This window comes from Paenibacillus sp. FSL F4-0243 (assembly GCF_037963295.1).
GTDB lineage: Bacteria > Bacillota > Bacilli > Paenibacillales > Paenibacillaceae > Paenibacillus_AQ.
Genome location: NZ_CP150151.1, coordinates 3,854,175 through 3,869,857, shown reverse-complemented (window position 1 = coordinate 3,869,857; position 15,683 = coordinate 3,854,175). Strand labels below are relative to the sequence as shown.

The 15,683-nt window shown below is 41.9% G+C and carries 19 protein-coding genes; 13 read left to right on the top strand and 6 right to left on the bottom strand.

Annotated features, from left to right (window positions below; genetic code table 11):
- The first annotated feature begins 82 nt into the window (after positions 1-82).
- From NSS87_RS17050 to NSS87_RS17035, 4 genes are all read left to right on the top strand, one after another.
- On the top strand, positions 83-1,858 hold the full coding sequence (locus NSS87_RS17050; RefSeq protein WP_339241524.1) for an ABC transporter substrate-binding protein: 1,776 nt from the start codon (positions 83-85) through the stop codon (positions 1,856-1,858).
- A gap of 287 nt (positions 1,859-2,145) precedes the next feature.
- Complete coding sequence (locus tag NSS87_RS17045; RefSeq protein ID WP_339241523.1) at positions 2,146-3,069, top strand: ketopantoate reductase family protein; 924 nt, start codon at positions 2,146-2,148, stop codon at positions 3,067-3,069.
- Positions 3,070-3,103: 34 nt separating this feature from the next.
- Complete coding sequence (locus tag NSS87_RS17040) at positions 3,104-3,517, top strand: VOC family protein (RefSeq protein ID WP_042188733.1); 414 nt, start codon at positions 3,104-3,106, stop codon at positions 3,515-3,517.
- Between the two features lie 60 nt (positions 3,518-3,577).
- A complete protein-coding gene (locus NSS87_RS17035) occupies positions 3,578-4,099 on the top strand; it encodes a hypothetical protein (RefSeq protein WP_339241520.1) in 522 nt (173 codons plus the stop codon).
- A gap of 121 nt (positions 4,100-4,220) precedes the next feature.
- Here the strand turns inward: NSS87_RS17035 and NSS87_RS17030 are convergent, their stop codons facing one another.
- The gene (locus NSS87_RS17030) at positions 4,221-4,616 is read right to left on the bottom strand and encodes a hypothetical protein (protein WP_143759354.1); all 396 of its coding nucleotides are present in this window, start codon (positions 4,614-4,616) and stop codon (positions 4,221-4,223) included.
- A gap of 112 nt (positions 4,617-4,728) precedes the next feature.
- Between NSS87_RS17030 and NSS87_RS17025 the strand changes: the two genes are divergently transcribed.
- A complete protein-coding gene (locus NSS87_RS17025; RefSeq protein WP_339241516.1) occupies positions 4,729-5,703 on the top strand; it encodes a GNAT family N-acetyltransferase in 975 nt (324 codons plus the stop codon).
- A 131-nt stretch (positions 5,704-5,834) separates the two neighbouring features.
- Here NSS87_RS17025 and NSS87_RS17020 read toward each other — a convergent pair whose 3' ends face one another.
- Positions 5,835-6,011, bottom strand: coding sequence for a hypothetical protein (locus NSS87_RS17020; protein WP_339241515.1), 177 nt, complete (start codon positions 6,009-6,011; stop codon positions 5,835-5,837).
- A gap of 237 nt (positions 6,012-6,248) precedes the next feature.
- Positions 6,249-6,707: an Hsp20/alpha crystallin family protein gene (locus NSS87_RS17015; RefSeq protein ID WP_339241513.1), complete on the bottom strand. Its 459-nt coding sequence runs from the start codon at positions 6,705-6,707 to the stop codon at positions 6,249-6,251.
- Positions 6,708-6,823: 116 nt separating this feature from the next.
- Here NSS87_RS17015 and NSS87_RS17010 point away from each other — a divergent pair, with 116 nt between their 5' ends.
- Genes NSS87_RS17010 through NSS87_RS16990 form a run of 5 tightly spaced genes read left to right on the top strand, consistent with a single transcriptional unit; the run spans position 6,824 to position 8,492 of the window.
- The gene (locus NSS87_RS17010; RefSeq protein WP_036687577.1) at positions 6,824-7,048 is read left to right on the top strand and encodes a spore germination protein; all 225 of its coding nucleotides are present in this window, start codon (positions 6,824-6,826) and stop codon (positions 7,046-7,048) included.
- A gap of 12 nt (positions 7,049-7,060) precedes the next feature.
- Positions 7,061-7,282: a spore germination protein GerPB gene (locus NSS87_RS17005; RefSeq protein ID WP_081951137.1), complete on the top strand. Its 222-nt coding sequence runs from the start codon at positions 7,061-7,063 to the stop codon at positions 7,280-7,282.
- Between the two features lie 48 nt (positions 7,283-7,330).
- Complete coding sequence (gene gerPC / locus NSS87_RS17000) at positions 7,331-7,951, top strand: spore germination protein GerPC (protein ID WP_339241509.1); 621 nt, start codon at positions 7,331-7,333, stop codon at positions 7,949-7,951.
- Entirely contained in the window at positions 7,932-8,108 is a 177-nt protein-coding gene (locus NSS87_RS16995; protein WP_339241506.1) for a spore gernimation protein GerPD, read from the top strand. The genes gerPC and NSS87_RS16995 overlap by 20 nt, the downstream gene beginning before the upstream one ends.
- Before the next feature lie 3 nt (positions 8,109-8,111).
- Positions 8,112-8,492: a hypothetical protein gene (locus NSS87_RS16990; protein WP_339241504.1), complete on the top strand. Its 381-nt coding sequence runs from the start codon at positions 8,112-8,114 to the stop codon at positions 8,490-8,492.
- A 239-nt stretch (positions 8,493-8,731) separates the two neighbouring features.
- Here the strand turns inward: NSS87_RS16990 and NSS87_RS16985 are convergent, their stop codons facing one another.
- Both NSS87_RS16985 and NSS87_RS16980 read right to left on the bottom strand, forming a co-directional pair.
- The gene (locus NSS87_RS16985) at positions 8,732-9,688 is read right to left on the bottom strand and encodes an alpha/beta hydrolase (protein WP_042188722.1); all 957 of its coding nucleotides are present in this window, start codon (positions 9,686-9,688) and stop codon (positions 8,732-8,734) included.
- 87 nt (positions 9,689-9,775) lie between these two features.
- Positions 9,776-11,098, bottom strand: coding sequence for an amino acid permease (locus NSS87_RS16980; protein ID WP_339241500.1), 1,323 nt, complete (start codon positions 11,096-11,098; stop codon positions 9,776-9,778).
- A 127-nt stretch (positions 11,099-11,225) separates the two neighbouring features.
- On the opposite strand from NSS87_RS16980, the gene NSS87_RS16975 reads away from it, so the two are divergent.
- A complete protein-coding gene (locus NSS87_RS16975) occupies positions 11,226-12,122 on the top strand; it encodes a LysR family transcriptional regulator (protein WP_339241497.1) in 897 nt (298 codons plus the stop codon).
- Positions 12,123-12,185: 63 nt separating this feature from the next.
- On the top strand, positions 12,186-13,091 hold the full coding sequence (locus NSS87_RS16970) for a tyrosine-type recombinase/integrase (RefSeq protein WP_076283590.1): 906 nt from the start codon (positions 12,186-12,188) through the stop codon (positions 13,089-13,091).
- Between the two features lie 89 nt (positions 13,092-13,180).
- On the opposite strand, the gene NSS87_RS16965 is transcribed toward NSS87_RS16970, so the two are convergent.
- Complete coding sequence (locus tag NSS87_RS16965) at positions 13,181-14,104, bottom strand: L-lactate dehydrogenase (protein WP_042188714.1); 924 nt, start codon at positions 14,102-14,104, stop codon at positions 13,181-13,183.
- A 172-nt stretch (positions 14,105-14,276) separates the two neighbouring features.
- Here NSS87_RS16965 and NSS87_RS16960 point away from each other — a divergent pair, with 172 nt between their 5' ends.
- Complete coding sequence (locus tag NSS87_RS16960) at positions 14,277-15,659, top strand: amino acid permease (protein WP_339241494.1); 1,383 nt, start codon at positions 14,277-14,279, stop codon at positions 15,657-15,659.
- Positions 15,660-15,683: the final 24 nt, after the last annotated feature.

The following is a 15,683-nucleotide window of genomic DNA, read 5'->3' as shown; positions in this document are numbered from 1 at the left end:
ATGTATAATTATAATGATAAAAGGGGGAAGTAAAAGTGTAAGAATTACTTACAGTGTTTCACCTTTAAAGGAGTGAACGATCGTGGACCATATTAGTAATCATTTTTTATGTTTAGCAATAGCCATCCCATCCTCAATAGATATAGGGGAAGCTAATCCTGTGACGATAGATAGACTAGCTTCGATTCTGTGCTGCACTCCGCGTAATGTAAAGTTTATTCTGCGAAAACTTGAAGAGCAGGGTTTTATACACTGGCAGCCTGGAAGAGGACGTGGAAATATCTCGCAGCTAACTTTTCTTCGAACGATTGAAGAGGTGCTGGAGGACAACTTTCAGGAACTGATTAATAAGGGGAAGATTAAGGAAGCTATAGAGTTATTAAGTCGTGGTCAGGTTAGCGACACATTAAAGGAACGGTTATTAATGGTGTTAAATAAGCAGATGGGCTTCCGTAGTGAAACGGAGTCGACATCAGGATTGGATGTCTTGCGAATTACACGAAACCGGCATATGGAAGTGCTGGATCCAGCTTATGTATATACCGCGTTTGAATCCTATTTACTCGGACAAATTTATAGCACATTAGTTACCTATGATGCGGCAAGTGATACCTTTCTTCCCGGATTGGCGCATATGTGGGAAGCCAATGAAGATTGTACTAGTTATATTTTTTATCTACGGAAAGGTGTGCGATTTCATCACGGCAGGACTATGACCTCTAGAGACGTAAAAGAGACATTTCAACGACTTATAGAATTGAACAGTCCGGCGTTGAGCTTGTACAAAGATATTGAACGAGTAGAGCTTGAAGGAGATCACAGGATCAGGTTTGAGCTGTCTCGTCCGAATCTCTTTTTTCTCCATATGTTCAGTTGTATTCATATGTCGATTCTTCCTCATGATGTAGATCTTGTAAATGAAGTAAGTGGAACAGGGCCCTATCGTTTACTAGATCTTAATGAAGATGTGCTAGTCCTCGCGGCATTTGACTATTATTACGGTATACGCCCGCTACTAGATCGTGTGGAAATCTGGTATTTGCCAGAACAAGCTTCAAATGAACGATTGTATGAACTTCCTGAATCTGCTCAGGAAGGTTTATTACCTAATATCATCTGTAACCACAGTATTGACTACCCTGCCTTGGGATGCCGATATCTCTTGTTCAATTTCCATAAAGACGGAATTCATCAACACCAACTATTCCGGCAGGCTATACGAATCCTTTACAGCCGAGAAGCCTTAATTAAGGAGTTAGGAGGGAACCGTAGTACCCCTGCTGATAGCTTTTTACCTTGGGAGAGCAGTAAGAGAAGTATTATTGAGCCTACTCTGGAACATGCGAGAGAGCTTCTAGTGGCAAGTGGCTACCAGGGGGAGACCTTAAGATTAGCCACAAAAGATAAAAAAGAAGAGCGAGAAGAAGCCCTGTGGCTTCAAGCACGAGCAGCTTCAGTAGGACTGCATATTAAGCTGTATTTATTCAACGAGTTTAACTCAGCAAATATAAAGAATACCTCCGAAATCCTCCTTGCTGAAGAGGTACTTGAAGATGATTGGCAGTGGGGAATGGTTAACTACTTTAATAATAAACTTAATTATCTATTTTCTCTGCTGAGAGATGAACAGATCTTGTTATTCTCAGATGTACTTACCGATTTCACGCAATCCCCAAAGGAAGAAAGAATTAAGTTGCTGGATCAGGCAGAAGGTGTGCTTAGGGACAACTATTGGGTGTTATATGGTTGTCATATGAATAAAAAAGCGCAGCTAAATCAAAGCTTGTTTGGACTTCAAACCAGTTCCTTCGGATTTCTGGATATCTCAAAACTGTGGATCAAAACTACTAGTCTGTAAGGAGAGTTACCTAAATATGCTTGTACAGGAATGTTTTCTTTTGCTATACTTTCCAGGGAGGCTGTATCGATAAATCATCGAATGGTGCTCTAATAGGTTTTAATAAATGAATAGTAATTAACTTGTAGCCATGGAGGTGAACTCGTTGGATTTTGCTCAGATCCGTAAGGACCGAGACAAAAGAACGGTCGATACTTGACTCTTTTTTTGCCTTTCGGACCTGTTTAGCAGATAGCTAAAAGGTCTTTTTGTTTGTTTAAATTAAGGGAAAAGAAGGGGAGACTATTATGCGTTTTCTTATCGTGGGTGCAGGAGCTATAGGTGGATATTTCGGGGGGCGTCTAGTTCAAAAAGGAGAAGATGTTACTTTTCTCGTCCGAAATGCCAAACAGATTCAGTTAGAAGCGGACGGTTTGATTGTAAAAAGTGTTCATGGGGATTTTCAGACTTCTGTACGAACGATTTCTAATAGGGAAGCAGTAGAGCCCTTCGACTGCATTATTATAGCGGTCAAGGCATACCATTTGCCTCAGGTGATGAATGACATTGAACCCTACGTCGGTAAACATACACTGATCCTCCCGCTCCTCAATGGTTATGATCAATTTAGCATTTTGCAGAAGCGTTTTGGCCCAGAACATGTGCTGGGTGGTCTTTGTTATATAGAAACAACTCTAGATTCAACAGGTACTATCGTTCAAAGCAGTTCGTTTCATAGTATTGTGTTTGGTGAATGGGCAGGTGGTGAGTCAGAACGAACACAGTTGCTTCTGAGTCATTTGGATCATGCTGGATTCACAGTGACATTAAGTTCTGACATTCAGCGCGAAGTGTGGCAGAAATATATATTTGTAGCTAGTCTAAGTGGGATTACCACTTTAATGGATAGCTCTGTTGGGCCTATTTTTGCTTCCCCAAAAGCACGTGCAATCTATGAGCAGCTTCTTCAAGAGATTGTTAGCTTGGCTCAAAATGCTGGAATGCCTGTGGGACCGGAAAATATAGCTTCCACGATGCAAAAGATGCTTTCTGTGTTACCTGAATTTACTTCATCCATGCATCGGGATATGCATAAGCAACTACCTGTAGAAGCGGACCATCTGCATGGGGCACTTCTGGCTATGGCTGTTCCGGGTCAAGGTGCGTATCCGGTTCTCGAAACCGTGTATGCCCGTTTGAAAGTATACGAAAGCGTTAATGATATGAAATGATCTACTTTAAATCACAATAAGGAGCTGGACAATTATGAAGGAAACGAATCAAAAGATCATGACTTTTCTAATGTTCGAAGGTAAGGCAGAAGAAGCTATGAATTTCTATACGTCTTTGTTTGATGATTCCGAAGTTATTAGCATTAAGCGATATGGAGCGAATGAAGCAGGACCTGAAGGGAGTGTAATGCAAGCTTCCTTTTCTATGCATGGACAAGTATTTATGTGTATAGATAGTTATGTTCAGCACGGGTTTACCTTTACTCCAGCAATATCCTTATATGTAAATTGTGAGAGTGAAGCTGAAATTGATCGGGTCTACGAATCATTAGCGCAAGGTGGACAGGTCCTAATGCCTCTTGGAAGCTATCCGTTTAGTCCGAAATTTGGCTGGGTAGCGGATAGATTTGGCGTGACCTGGCAATTAAATTTTTCGGGGAATGCGTAGCAAGAAAACTTTGAAGAAGGCCCATATCAGGAATGCCCGGTATTTGAAAGTGATCAATTGATGTATAGATTGGTTCAAGAGGAAGACGCTGAGGACCTACTGGAATGTTATTCAGACGCTGCTTCTATCCCGCTCTTCAATAGCGATAACTGTAATAACGATTTTAACTTTCAAACGATAGAAGAGATGAGTGGCTGTATACGATTCTGGCTGGATGAATATGCAGGGCATGGTTACGTTCGATTTAGTATTGTAGAGAAAGATAGTGATAAAGCTGTTGGTACTGTTGAATTTTTTGCGAGAAATGAGAGCGTTGAAGGGGTAGGACTGATTGGTGTTCTAAGGCTTGATCTGATCTCGAGATTGGAGAATGAAGGAGTTCTTACAGAGATCCTCTCTATGATTGAGAAGGAGTTCTATGATTGTTTTAGGGTTGATGCGATGATTACCAAGGCCATTCCGACCGCTGAGCAAAGAATCAGCGCACTATTAAATAGTGGTTATTCAAAAATTGTGGGCAACGCACTGGTGTCTTTCAACGACTATTATATGATCTCGAGGGCTGCAGTTCAGGAGGTATAATCGCAAGCTGCATAAATGAAAAGAGGAGGTGAACCTAATAGGGTTTACCTCCTCTATTTTTATGAGAAACGGTTATCATCTTAAAAAGACGACACTATCGTTTCTTCTTAGAAGAACGGATTTAATTACATTGCTGAACAACAGTTGTGCCCTCATTAGTAATCGTGACAGTTGAATAACCAGATAGATACTCTGTATAACCGCATACAGTTTCTTGGGTGGATTGTCCTTTTGCGTTAGTATACTTAAGGTATATAGAACCTTCACCACTTAAGCTCAGTGTAGGTTTGAACCTTTTCGTTTCACCTTTCTTGATGGGACTTGTAAATAATTCCTTGGAATCCGTATGGATTAAACCTATTTCAATAGAGCTAATATCATCATCCGACTGATTATCTACAGTGAGCAAGAAACTCTTAAATGGACTCAGAATATTGGATATCGTACTGATCCCGAAAGCTATCACAATACCCATTGAAAATATAGCAATACCTATAAAAAATCGTCTCTTCATCATGCAGTCCCCCTATGTAAGTAAGACAGGGTTCACTCGATAAATGTTACGGTATATAAGAATTAATTATAACTATTCATTAACAAGTGAAATTGGAAGAGTTGTGCTACCCTTAATGTATGCCAAAATTTATATGAAAAGGGGTTTTGTTTTGACAAAATCTACGATTCTTTCATCAGAAGAAATAACGATTCGTCATTTTGAACAAGGGGACATGCCATTACTGGGTGAGTTATATAACTCGGTTACTTCGCGGGGAAATGCTGTTTTTTGGTGGGTTGGCGATGAGGAAAACTGGGAGAATGTGTACTGCGCCTTTGAAAATGGAAAAATGGTTGCCAAAGGTCAAGTAGAGATCATAAATATTGTGCCGCCTGGGCGTTCAAAGGAAAGTAGACATTCGATCTATTTGAATTTGAAAACAATACCTGATCGAGAAGAAGACTACGATTTATTAGAGAGCATGTATCAAACGCTCCTCTTGAGAGCACTTGAATTGAAGGAAACTTTATCAACAGCGTACAAAACGACGCTATGTGTCGGGAATAATGCATCAGAGATCGCAAATACGCAATTTTTTGAAAAAGAAAAGGGCTTCTGTCAATTCAATAGCTTATTTAAAATGAATCATACTCTTGATCATTCCTACACCGTACCTGAACTGAAAAAGGAATTTGAATTTGCAACTTGGATGATGGAGACGCCACAAGAAGAAGATCTTTATTTAGAATTGGAAGCAGAGGTTTGGCCAGAAACCCCACTCGGGAAAGAACGGCTATCTCAGTTTAAGCAAAATCCGCTTTGGAACTCTATGGTTGTTCGAGAAGGGGAGAGGGTTGTAGGCAGCTTGATGGTATGGCAGGAAGAGAAAAGTGGGTATATTGAAAATGTTTTTGTTCTTGAGCCGTGGAGAAGATTTGGGATTGCTACGTACATGCTTTCTCAAGCGTTAAAATATTTCAGAACACATGGACTTGAAGAAGCTTATTTAATGGTGTTAACAGATAATGATTCTGCATTGCATCTTTATGAATCTGTCGGATTCAGTTTATCGAGTGAGGAAAGACGGTATCGTATAGAACTCCTATAGTTTTTGAAGTGGAGGATTACTAAGCAAAGTGTGATTCAGTTTCATCGAGGTTCGATGACAGGATTGCACTTTTTTAGTAATCCGTTCGCCTTGTAATAAATGATGACTGGAAATCCTCTGAACAATTTTGTTCAGTTACTGTTAGTTACTTGTTTACCCTCGCATTTCTTACACACGTTAACCTTTTCGCCAGAAAGTCCTTTTCCGATGTACAACAGCTTAATACGAGTGCTGCCGCAGATCAGACATGTTCCTCTGCTTCGGGATGGCATACGCCAGAGTGCTTTGCCGCGCTTGTTTTTGGACATAAATAGCCCACCTTTGCGATTGATACCCTATCTTATGAGCGAGGGAACCTTAAAGTTCGGAGAATGAAGCTTATAAATTCCTTTGGGATTGCAGACAAAATTAAGGATAAAAAGGGCAAAAAACGCCCTAAAAAAACAGCGCATAACTTAAATTATACGCTGTTTTAGTTTTAAGGCATTTTTTTGAGGAAAGATCGCCACTTGGACGAGCAAAAAGGAGGAATTTTAAGGATTTTTTTATAAATAACGGATGTCGATATTTCTAAATTTTCCTACTGACATTTTCGGCATTCTGAATTGCAATGATCCTTGTTTATAAGTGCCTCTGCTCTGATCCGGATTGACTGGAACGGGGAGTGGGATGATCTCGCTATGATCTTTTCCGAGACCGCTTAATTTGATTTGTGTTCGGTTGATTTGTGCCCAAATACTTTCGGGGTGAATTCCACTTGGAATACGAATTTTCGTGATCAAATAATTATGTGTGTCCAGATGCTCAAATTGCAGACTTGAGGTTTCGTCCGTCAATGAGGAAGAGGTGGCCGCGGTAGCTTCTCTGATTATTTTTTCAACATAGCCATCGATCTGGCTTGGATCCAGCTTCCATTGCTCTTCAAGCGACTTTAAGGATAACTTTTTCTTAAAAAAGGGATCTTCGTTCATCCAATCTAAAGGGTTCGATTTATTGGGGCTCATGAATGCTGAACCTCCTTCATTTTTTTATCCATTGTATGGGCGTATGACTTATTCAGTGACATCTGGGCGGATATCTACATAGAATAGGTTATCATTCCGAAGGGAGGAGTGGTTTGGTGGTTTCAATCATCGGCAACATTAAAATTAACAGCGTAGGCCCCAGTTCCACAGTCTTAGTAGGAAATACGGCATCCGTTATCTTGAGCAGTAACTCCAAAATCTATGCCGGTGCCAACTCCTTCTCCATAGGTGACTCCATAGGTACAAACATTACGAATAATGCAGCCAGCAGTACGAACACGATGGATTCAGATGTGGTGGATCAAGTATCGCCTCCTTAAGGATGGGTTTACATGAATATTACGGTGTATCAGTGCATCTCGGTCAATAATCTAAAAATTGGTATAATCTCAAATTCATCGGTTCTTCAGATCGGCACTTCCGGCCGAATTAATGCCTTGTCTCATAGTTATCAGTCTATTGACGTTCCAGACTCTCCTCCTGCTTTATCATCAGCGAAAAGTGATTCACCGCTTGTTTGCTTGCCTACACCAACTGAACTATATACACGCTAGAATTAGGCTCGTATCCCTCGCATACAATAAACCATAGGAGGGGGTTGTATGCATCCGTATTATGTTCAGCAAGTCTTTAACGCATTAAGAATACAAACTGAAAAGATTCGACTTCTAGAAAAACAGCTCCAAGATTTACAGTGTGAAGTAGTCAGCATAAAGAACAATAACATTGCAAGTATAGGTCCTATAAATTATCATTTTGAACAATTGAAAATCGAGAAGCTGGAAGGCACTCTAAATATAGGCATTACACCAAATGAGGGGAATAATCTGGATGAAGCAATGATCAATGGTAAGCCTATTGGGGAGCAAGAGGGAGTGACACCAACTGCAACTGCATTATCTGATAAAATTCGTCCAGAGATTCTGAAGTATGTGCAAGAGGAAGTTCCTTCTCAATTTTCACGCTTAGAAAAAGAGCAGAACTTAAGTATTGATGAGCAGTATATCCAAATGGTAATTCAGGATCTGCTGAATCAGATGGATGGCCGGATTAACGAGTATGTAAGCCAGCTCCCTACCGCAGAGGAAGGGCGTGGATACACAGAAGAGGAAAGTGCTTCTATAGTAGAGCAAATCAAACGAGATATTGTTACTGCGGTAGAACGGCATTTGGAAATAAACATAACTGGAAGGCGGGAGCCGCATGAAAGTAACCGTGATTAACAGAGAGATAAATGTAAACGCAGTAAAAGTGGTTTCGATATCAGGTTCTTCGTTATTTTTAGTAGGGGATACGCAGACGATTAACTGTTCTTCGGCGTTTGACAGCGTGATAGAGTATGCTCCGATTGCTCCAGATCAAGTCCAAAAAGGCAGTTAATAAATGCACACCTCACGCATACTAGATGTGTATATCAATAATCTGTCTGACAGTTCGATTTTCATATGTGGATCTGTAGAGCGGATTCAGTCTAAATTTGTGGGTAATAAAGAAAATTACCTATATAACATAAAAGAGATTAATAGCAATAATAGAGAGGCTTCACCCTTAGAGATCCCACTTACGGCATGGTCGAAGCAAGTGAATGAAGATGAAGTTGAGATTTTAAATGATTCCAAGGAATCAACGATTAATATGCAATATATTAGGATTTTATCGATTGGGTCTGGGACGACCTTCCAGATTGGAAATGGTGGCTCAGTTCATCTGGAGAGTCGAACCAGTGAGTTCAAGCGAGAAATAGCTTCAGAAGATGAGGGGTAATTTGGCATATTTGTTGATACTTATTTTATAAAAATAAATTAGTTTACATAATCATTATTATGTAAACTAATTTAAGGTACTGTCCTATAAGAAAGTACTTATCACAAATAAGGGAGCTTCGAGCTACGAAAAGGAGGGCCATCAAAGGTATTCTGCTATAGAAATAGCATTAAACTTATAATTAGAGAAAGCCTGCACATTTGCAGGCTTTCTCTAATTTGGTGAACGAACATATTTATTTAGAAACCTTCGCGAAGCCATGTAGTCGCCAGCTTGATGGCGGCTTTTTTGGCATTGGTTTCAGCTAAAGGATTAAGCATCACGAAATCATGTATGATCCCTTGAAAACGAACTGCCGTGACTGTGACTCCAGCTTCACGTAATTTGGCGGCATAAGCTTCACCTTCATCACGTAGAACATCTGCTTCACCCGTTATGACTAGTGCTTCAGGTAGATCGCGTAACTGATCTACACTAGCTCGAAGCGGGGAGGCTGTGATCTGCTTCCGCTCCTCAGGGTCAGTTGTATATTGATCCCAGAACCATTTCATTCCATCACGCTGCAAGAAGTATCCTTCGGCGAATTCATGATAAGATTCGGTATCAAAGGAGGCATCCGTTACCGGATAGAACAAAAGTTGTTTCCCTATCTTCGGGCCACTGCGTTCTTTAGCCATAAGCGTAATGGCGGCTGCCATATTTCCACCGACACTATCACCGCCTATGGATAGCTTGCTAGCATCAAGTGCATGTTCACTACCCTGTGCAGCGATCCATTTCAGAACAGCATAGATTTCTTCAATTGCTGTAGGATATTTAGCTTCTGGAGAGAGGCTGTAATTTGGAAAAACAATGGCAGCCTCCGCTCCAACAGCTAGCTCACGGATCAAGCGGTCATGGGTGTGTGCATTACCAAACACCCAGCCAGCACCATGAATGTAAAGGATCACTGGCAAAGACGCGGAAGAGGAGCTAGGAGGCCGGACAATTCTTATGGAAACATTACCATTAGGTCCTCCTGGCACCATAAGATCTTCAATTTCGACTTCAGGTTTATATATCTCACTGGATTGTACAGTATCTACCGTTTCACGGCCTTTTTCTGGTCCAAGATCAGGAAGGAACGGAGGTTTGGAATTATCATCAGCAAATTTCTGCGCTGCTGGCTCAAGAATAATCTTTGGTTGATTTGGCATGATGTATCGTCTCCTTTGTCTGGTCATAGTATAGTTTACCCTCTTCATTCCATAACCATCTAAACGAATGCTGAAACGATATGAGTCTTACAATGCTTTTTGTTGATCCTCACGAATTCCACTTTTTAAATCCCTTATTCCGGCAACCGCTTGTTTATGTTTGATACGGAAGATCAAAATAAACATCAAAGTAATAAGTAACGGATAGCCTATTGCCCATCCTGTAAAAGGAAACACAGCAGCGGTAGCTAGAAAAGAGATCCAGCTAATCGTTACGCCTAATCTACTTCCCTTAAGTAGGCGTATCCCCGCAGCACAACCTCCGATATAAGTCAGGATAAAAGTCGCATTTGGAAACTGGATCAAAGTAGTGATAGATATCAATCCGCTGCTGTACAGTGACATGACCGTTACAAAACAGAGGAGCAGGAAAGCTATCCCACCTATAGGGGTATGATATGGTTTGGATAGTCTTCCCATCCATTGCGGTGCATAGCCCTGACGTGATAACGCATAAGCCACACGCGAGGCAGCACCGGCATAAGCGATAATGGTGGCGGTACAGATGAAGAGACCTGTAAGTCCTGCGATAAATCCACCCCAGCGTCCAAGGGGCTGGCTGATGATCCAGACAAGTGAAGTGCTCGATCCACCTTTAAGGTAGCTTTGTGTGCCAACCGTTGCTAAAGCGGATAAGAAATATAGAACACCTACAATAATAGCAGCGATGGTCACACCTTTAACTGCAGCACGTTGTGGATCTTTGAACTCCTCAGAGAGATGTGAGACAGCTTCCCAACCAATAAAACACCAAAATAGGATTGCTGCAGCCTGTCCAATGCTCATCCATCCGTATGGGGCAAAGGGAGTGAAGTGTTCAACCTCCATTCGAGGAAGCGCAGTAGCAAACGAGAAGACGAGAACAGCTACAATCGCAATCACTACAGCAATTTGTACCTTTCCCGCCACTTGCATACCAATCCAGTTTGTAATTAGCCCAATGGCCAACATCACCGCAGCGATAGTAATTCTCGCAGGTTCATCCCAGCCCATTGCGGCTGTCATATAACCAGCTCCGGTCAGCGCAGCAACAGGCGCACCAATCGGAACGGACATTAGGAAGAACCAGCCCACTAAAGATCCGGCTTTAGGTCCGAAAGCAAGGGTGACGAAGTGGGACACGCCTCCTGCGTTAGGAAATTTGGCAGAGAGCAGGCCCATCGATAAGGCCATTGGCAAAATCAACAGCGTCATGAATCCCCATGCCAGCAATGAAGCGGGACCTGCCATTTCTGCAGCCAGTCCGGGAACGATTAAGACTCCCGAGCCCAATACAGCGCCGATATAAAGAGCTATGGCTTGCGGCATGCCGATGTTTCTTCGTAAAGTGGTTGAACTTGAATCTTTCATGATTTTTATTCCTGCTTTCATTGTCTTTTGTTATAGAGTAGCAGATAATAGATCCATTGGAAAAACAGATTTTTTGAATAGTATCCATTCGAAATTCCGATGGGTAACTATTATTCAGGGGGCACGTATGGAATCACGTCATCTTTTTACCTTTATAGTCGTAGTGGAGACGGGTAGCTTCACACGCGCTGCACAGAAGCTTGATTATGCACAATCCAGTATTACCGCACAGATCCAAGCGTTAGAGACTGAAATAGGTCAGCCTTTATTTGATCGGATCAGTAAAAAGATCATCCTAACCGATGCAGGCCGCCGTCTGCTCCCATTCGCTCAAGAGATCTCCAGAATGCACTCTCTAGCGCAAGATGCTCTTCGCTCCGAGAGTGAGCTAACAGGGTCTTTACGCATTGGTGCACCTGAATCTCTGGCTGCTTTTCGCTTACCAGGCATTATCAAGGAGTTTCGCGTGAAATATCCAAAGGTCCAAATTCTTCTGAAGCCTGGGGCCTGCTGGGAGCTAACGGATTTAGTTCGATCCGGTGAATTGGATTTGGCCTTCCTACTGCAACCAGAGACGGAAGATAAAGATCTGAATATAGAAACACTGGTGCATGAACAAATGACCCTGATCGCTCCGCCGGATCATCCCTTATTGAGTCTTCCAGTGGTAGAACCGGTTCATCTTAAGGGAGAAACGATATTGCATACGGAAACTGGTTGTAGCTACCGTACTTTATTTGAACATCATTTAAACAGACACGGGGTATTTCCGGACCCTACGTTAGAGTTTTGGAGTATTGAGGCGATCAAGCAATGTGTTATGGCGGGTCTAGGCATTGCTTTTATTCCAATGATTACAGTGAGCAACGAATTAGCGGAAGGGAAGTTAGCTAGGCTGAGTTGGAATGATGAATCGCAGCGTGTGGCTACTCAAATTGCCTATCATCATAAGAAATGGAAATCTCCTGTTCTAACAGAGTTTTTAAAAGCTGTACAAAAGCATGCTGAAAAATGGAGCAGCTAAGTTTAATTCTTGTAGCTATTCTATGGTACAATAGATTGTCGAAATCAAGGGAGGCTCGAAGCCATGAATGAGTGGAGTGAAGACTACGAAGAGGGGCTTGAGGCTTTTTTAATCTGGATGAAGGATGCCGGTTACACTCCCTATACGCAGAAATCCTATTTAGTGGATGTAAAACAGTTTTTAGAAAGTCTGAATGGTAAAAAGCTAGAGTCCGTAAAGAAGCTACATGTTATTTCTTTTCTTACGTCAGTGCGTGAACGTGGAGTAAGTGATGCTACCCGTAACCGGAAGCATGCCTCAATTAACTGTTTTTTTAAGGCATTAATTGAGCTGGAATTGCTTCTTACCAATCCTGCAGCTGGGATTAAGAAATCTAAAACTGAGATCAATCGCGAACCGGTCTACTTAGATGAAGGTGATCTGGGGCGATTTTTGTCTTCTATAGATGGGAAATACAAAGGTCGTAATTTAGCAGTCTTTTTACTCATGTCCTATATGGGGCTTCGGGTGGGGGAAGTCCACACGCTTAATTTAAGTGATTATAATGTAGAAAGACATTCCCTTCGAGTGTTCGGTAAGGGACGTAAATGGCGTAATGTACCGATTCCAGAGGATGTGGTACCTTTTCTCGATCTGGCGATTGAAGAACGATTAAATCCTTGGCGCAGTAAAGAGGAAGCTATGTTCATTTCACAGAAAGGACGCAGGCTGTCCATACGTGGCATACAGCAAATCGCTGCGGACACCTTCGATCGTTTCCAAAGGGATGTGCCTGCTGCACAACGTCGACCCTATTCCAGCCATAAGCTACGACATTCCTTCGCTACCATGCTGCTACGAAAAGGTGCGGATCTGAGGACGGTTCAGGAGCTGCTGGGGCACTCTTCCATTCAGACAACAACGGTTTACACGCATATCACGAGCCGTGAGAAGGAAGAAGCCATGTCGAAATTGCAAGTCCAGATTTGATAGAATTCTAAGTGCAAATCTTTCATGAAAAAGGGGCTATCCCCGGCCATGTATCATGACAACAGGGAGAGCCCCATGTATTCATTTGCTTATAGTTCTAGCTTAGCTATCTCAGCTTTAAGCTTCTCGGCAGATTTTTGGAATAGAGCTCGTTCTGTCTCATTTAAAGGAAGATCTAGTACTTCTCGTACACCGGACCGATCTACGACGCAAGGGGCGCCAAGGTAGACATCCGAAACTCCGTTATAATTATTCAATAAAGTAGATACGTTCAATACAGAGCCTTCATTATGAAGAATGGATACCACAATACGATCTAGTGCTAATGCTATTGCGTAAGAGGTTGAGCCTTTGGCATCAATAATTTCATAAGCGGCATTCTTAGTATCTTGGAATATTTCATCTTGTTCTGCTTCGTCAAAACCGAGATCAATCCCGGCAACATTCGCTAGACTCCAAACAGGAAGTTCCGAGTCTCCATGTTCCCCGATAATCTGACCATGAATACTGCGTGGATCAATTTCTTTGTGGCGTCCAATCAGGTAGCGAAAACGTGCACTATCCAGCACCGTTCCGGAACCGATGACTCTTCTGCGATCAAAACCGCTTATTTTCAAAGTGGCATATGACAAAATATCTACAGGATTAGTAGCAATAAGTAGTATCGCATGTTGATTATATTTGGTGATTTTTTGAACGATATCTTTGAAAATTGAAATATTTTTGCGGAGAAGATCTATCCGGGTTTCACCCGGTTTTTGTGATGCACCGGCAGTTACAATGATGATATCCGCTTCCCGGCAATCTTCATATGTACCAGCCCATAGCTTCACACCACCAACAAAGGGCATGCCGTGATTCATATCCAATGCTTCTCCAAGGGCTTTCTTTTGATTAACGTCAATAAGTACGAGCTCAGGCATACGTCTCCGTAGCAGTAATGTATAGGCTGTTGTTGTACCAACTGCTCCAGTACCAATGACTACGACACGATTGGGTTTCGGGGGGGCCATGATTCCATCTCCTCAGTAATTAAAATTTTTAGCTTTTAATCTTGTCCATCATAATCGCTAACGATATTGTTTTCAAGCAGGTCTTATTTAATGCATTACCCCATTTTGGGCATACTTAATAGAAATTCTCTAATCAATTTGACAACAAGACTAGACAGGAGAGAATGTAAGAATGGATTTATTTCGCAAGAAACCGCTAATCGCACCTTCAAACTCAGGTGCAACCAAGTTGAACAAAACACTTGGTGCGCTGGATCTAACCATGCTAGGTGTAGGAGCGATTATTGGTACTGGTATTTTTGTAATGACAGGAGTAGCGGCAGCAGAACACGCTGGTCCTGGCCTTGTCATTTCATTCCTGTTAGCCGCGTTTGCCTGCGTGCTGTCAGCCCTTTGTTATTCAGAGTTTGCATCGACCATCCCGGTCTCCGGAAGTGCCTATGCTTATAGTTATGTAGCTTTTGGAGAATTACTCGCTTGGATTTTGGGCTGGGACCTTGTGTTAGAGTATGGCGTTGCAGCAGCTGCAGTAAGCAGTGGGTGGTCAGGTTATTTGCAGGGACTTTTAGAGGGCTTTGGTATCCATATTCCTACAGCACTATCCGGGGCGTATAATGCGGAAGCAGGTTCCATTATTAATTTACCAGCAGTAATAATCATTTTACTAATTTCCTACTTACTAACACGGGGAACTAAAGAGACTGCTCGTTTTAATGCGATTATGGTCGTTATCAAAATAGCTGTAGTGCTTTTGTTTATCGTAACTGGATTTTTCTATGTTAAACCAGAGAACTGGACTCCATTTCTACCCTTTGGCTATCAAGGTGTTGTAAACGGTGCGGCAACTGTCTTCTTTGCCTACATAGGTTTTGATGCGTTATCGACTGCTGCAGAAGAAGTAAAACAGCCACAGCGCGATTTGCCTATAGGGATTATTTCATCTCTTGCTATATGTTCTGTATTGTATATCCTAGTTTCACTTGTATTAACAGGTATTATACCTTATACGGATCTCAATGTTAGTGATCCCGTTTCTTATGCCCTTCGTGTTGTAAATCAAGATATGATAGCGGGTCTAATCTCTGTTGGAGCTATTGCGGGAATGACCACTGTACTGCTCGTAATGCTGTTCGGTCAAACCCGACTGTTATTCGCAATCTCACGTGATGGTCTTTTACCACGAGGATTGTCTAAGATCAATGCTAAAACACAGACACCTATTCGTAGTACGTGGATGGTTGGGATCATTATAGCTGTATTAACGGGCTTTATTCCTTTGGATCGATTGGCTAACTTAACAAGCATTGGAACACTGTTTGCCTTCTTTGTCGTTTCTTTGGGGGTAATTGCCCTGCGTGTTATTCATCCCAATATGAAAAGAGGGTTCAGAGTACCCTGGGTACCCTTCATTCCATTGCTAAGTGCGGCAACATGCGGATATTTGATGTATAATCTAGGAAGTGAGACATGGATTGGGTTTCTGATTTGGACGAGTCTTGGACTTCTGATCTATTTTCTATACGGCTACCGTAATAGTAAGTTAAATCATAAATAAGATTCCAATTGAGAGGAGAGAGGG

Bases quoted from the DNA above. Each gene is read 5' to 3' on its own strand.
- NSS87_RS17045 (WP_339241523.1), top strand. From the start codon at position 2,146: ATGCGTTTTCTTATCGTGGGTGCAGGAGCTATAGGTGGATATTTCGGG.
- NSS87_RS17040 (WP_042188733.1), top strand. From the start codon at position 3,104: ATGAAGGAAACGAATCAAAAGATCATGACTTTTCTAATGTTCGAAGGT.
- NSS87_RS17035 (WP_339241520.1), top strand. From the start codon at position 3,578: ATGTATAGATTGGTTCAAGAGGAAGACGCTGAGGACCTACTGGAATGT.
- NSS87_RS17030 (WP_143759354.1), bottom strand. From the start codon at position 4,616: ATGATGAAGAGACGATTTTTTATAGGTATTGCTATATTTTCAATGGGT.
- NSS87_RS17025 (WP_339241516.1), top strand. From the start codon at position 4,729: ATGTATGCCAAAATTTATATGAAAAGGGGTTTTGTTTTGACAAAATCT.
- NSS87_RS17020 (WP_339241515.1), bottom strand. From the start codon at position 6,011: ATGTCCAAAAACAAGCGCGGCAAAGCACTCTGGCGTATGCCATCCCGA.
- NSS87_RS17015 (WP_339241513.1), bottom strand. From the start codon at position 6,707: ATGAGCCCCAATAAATCGAACCCTTTAGATTGGATGAACGAAGATCCC.
- NSS87_RS17005 (WP_081951137.1), top strand. From the start codon at position 7,061: ATGAATATTACGGTGTATCAGTGCATCTCGGTCAATAATCTAAAAATT.
- gerPC (WP_339241509.1), top strand. From the start codon at position 7,331: ATGCATCCGTATTATGTTCAGCAAGTCTTTAACGCATTAAGAATACAA.
- NSS87_RS16995 (WP_339241506.1), top strand. From the start codon at position 7,932: ATGAAAGTAACCGTGATTAACAGAGAGATAAATGTAAACGCAGTAAAA.
- NSS87_RS16990 (WP_339241504.1), top strand. From the start codon at position 8,112: ATGCACACCTCACGCATACTAGATGTGTATATCAATAATCTGTCTGAC.
- NSS87_RS16985 (WP_042188722.1), bottom strand. From the start codon at position 9,688: ATGCCAAATCAACCAAAGATTATTCTTGAGCCAGCAGCGCAGAAATTT.
- NSS87_RS16980 (WP_339241500.1), bottom strand. From the start codon at position 11,098: ATGAAAGATTCAAGTTCAACCACTTTACGAAGAAACATCGGCATGCCG.
- NSS87_RS16975 (WP_339241497.1), top strand. From the start codon at position 11,226: ATGGAATCACGTCATCTTTTTACCTTTATAGTCGTAGTGGAGACGGGT.
- NSS87_RS16970 (WP_076283590.1), top strand. From the start codon at position 12,186: ATGAATGAGTGGAGTGAAGACTACGAAGAGGGGCTTGAGGCTTTTTTA.
- NSS87_RS16965 (WP_042188714.1), bottom strand. From the start codon at position 14,104: ATGGCCCCCCCGAAACCCAATCGTGTCGTAGTCATTGGTACTGGAGCA.
- NSS87_RS16960 (WP_339241494.1), top strand. From the start codon at position 14,277: ATGGATTTATTTCGCAAGAAACCGCTAATCGCACCTTCAAACTCAGGT.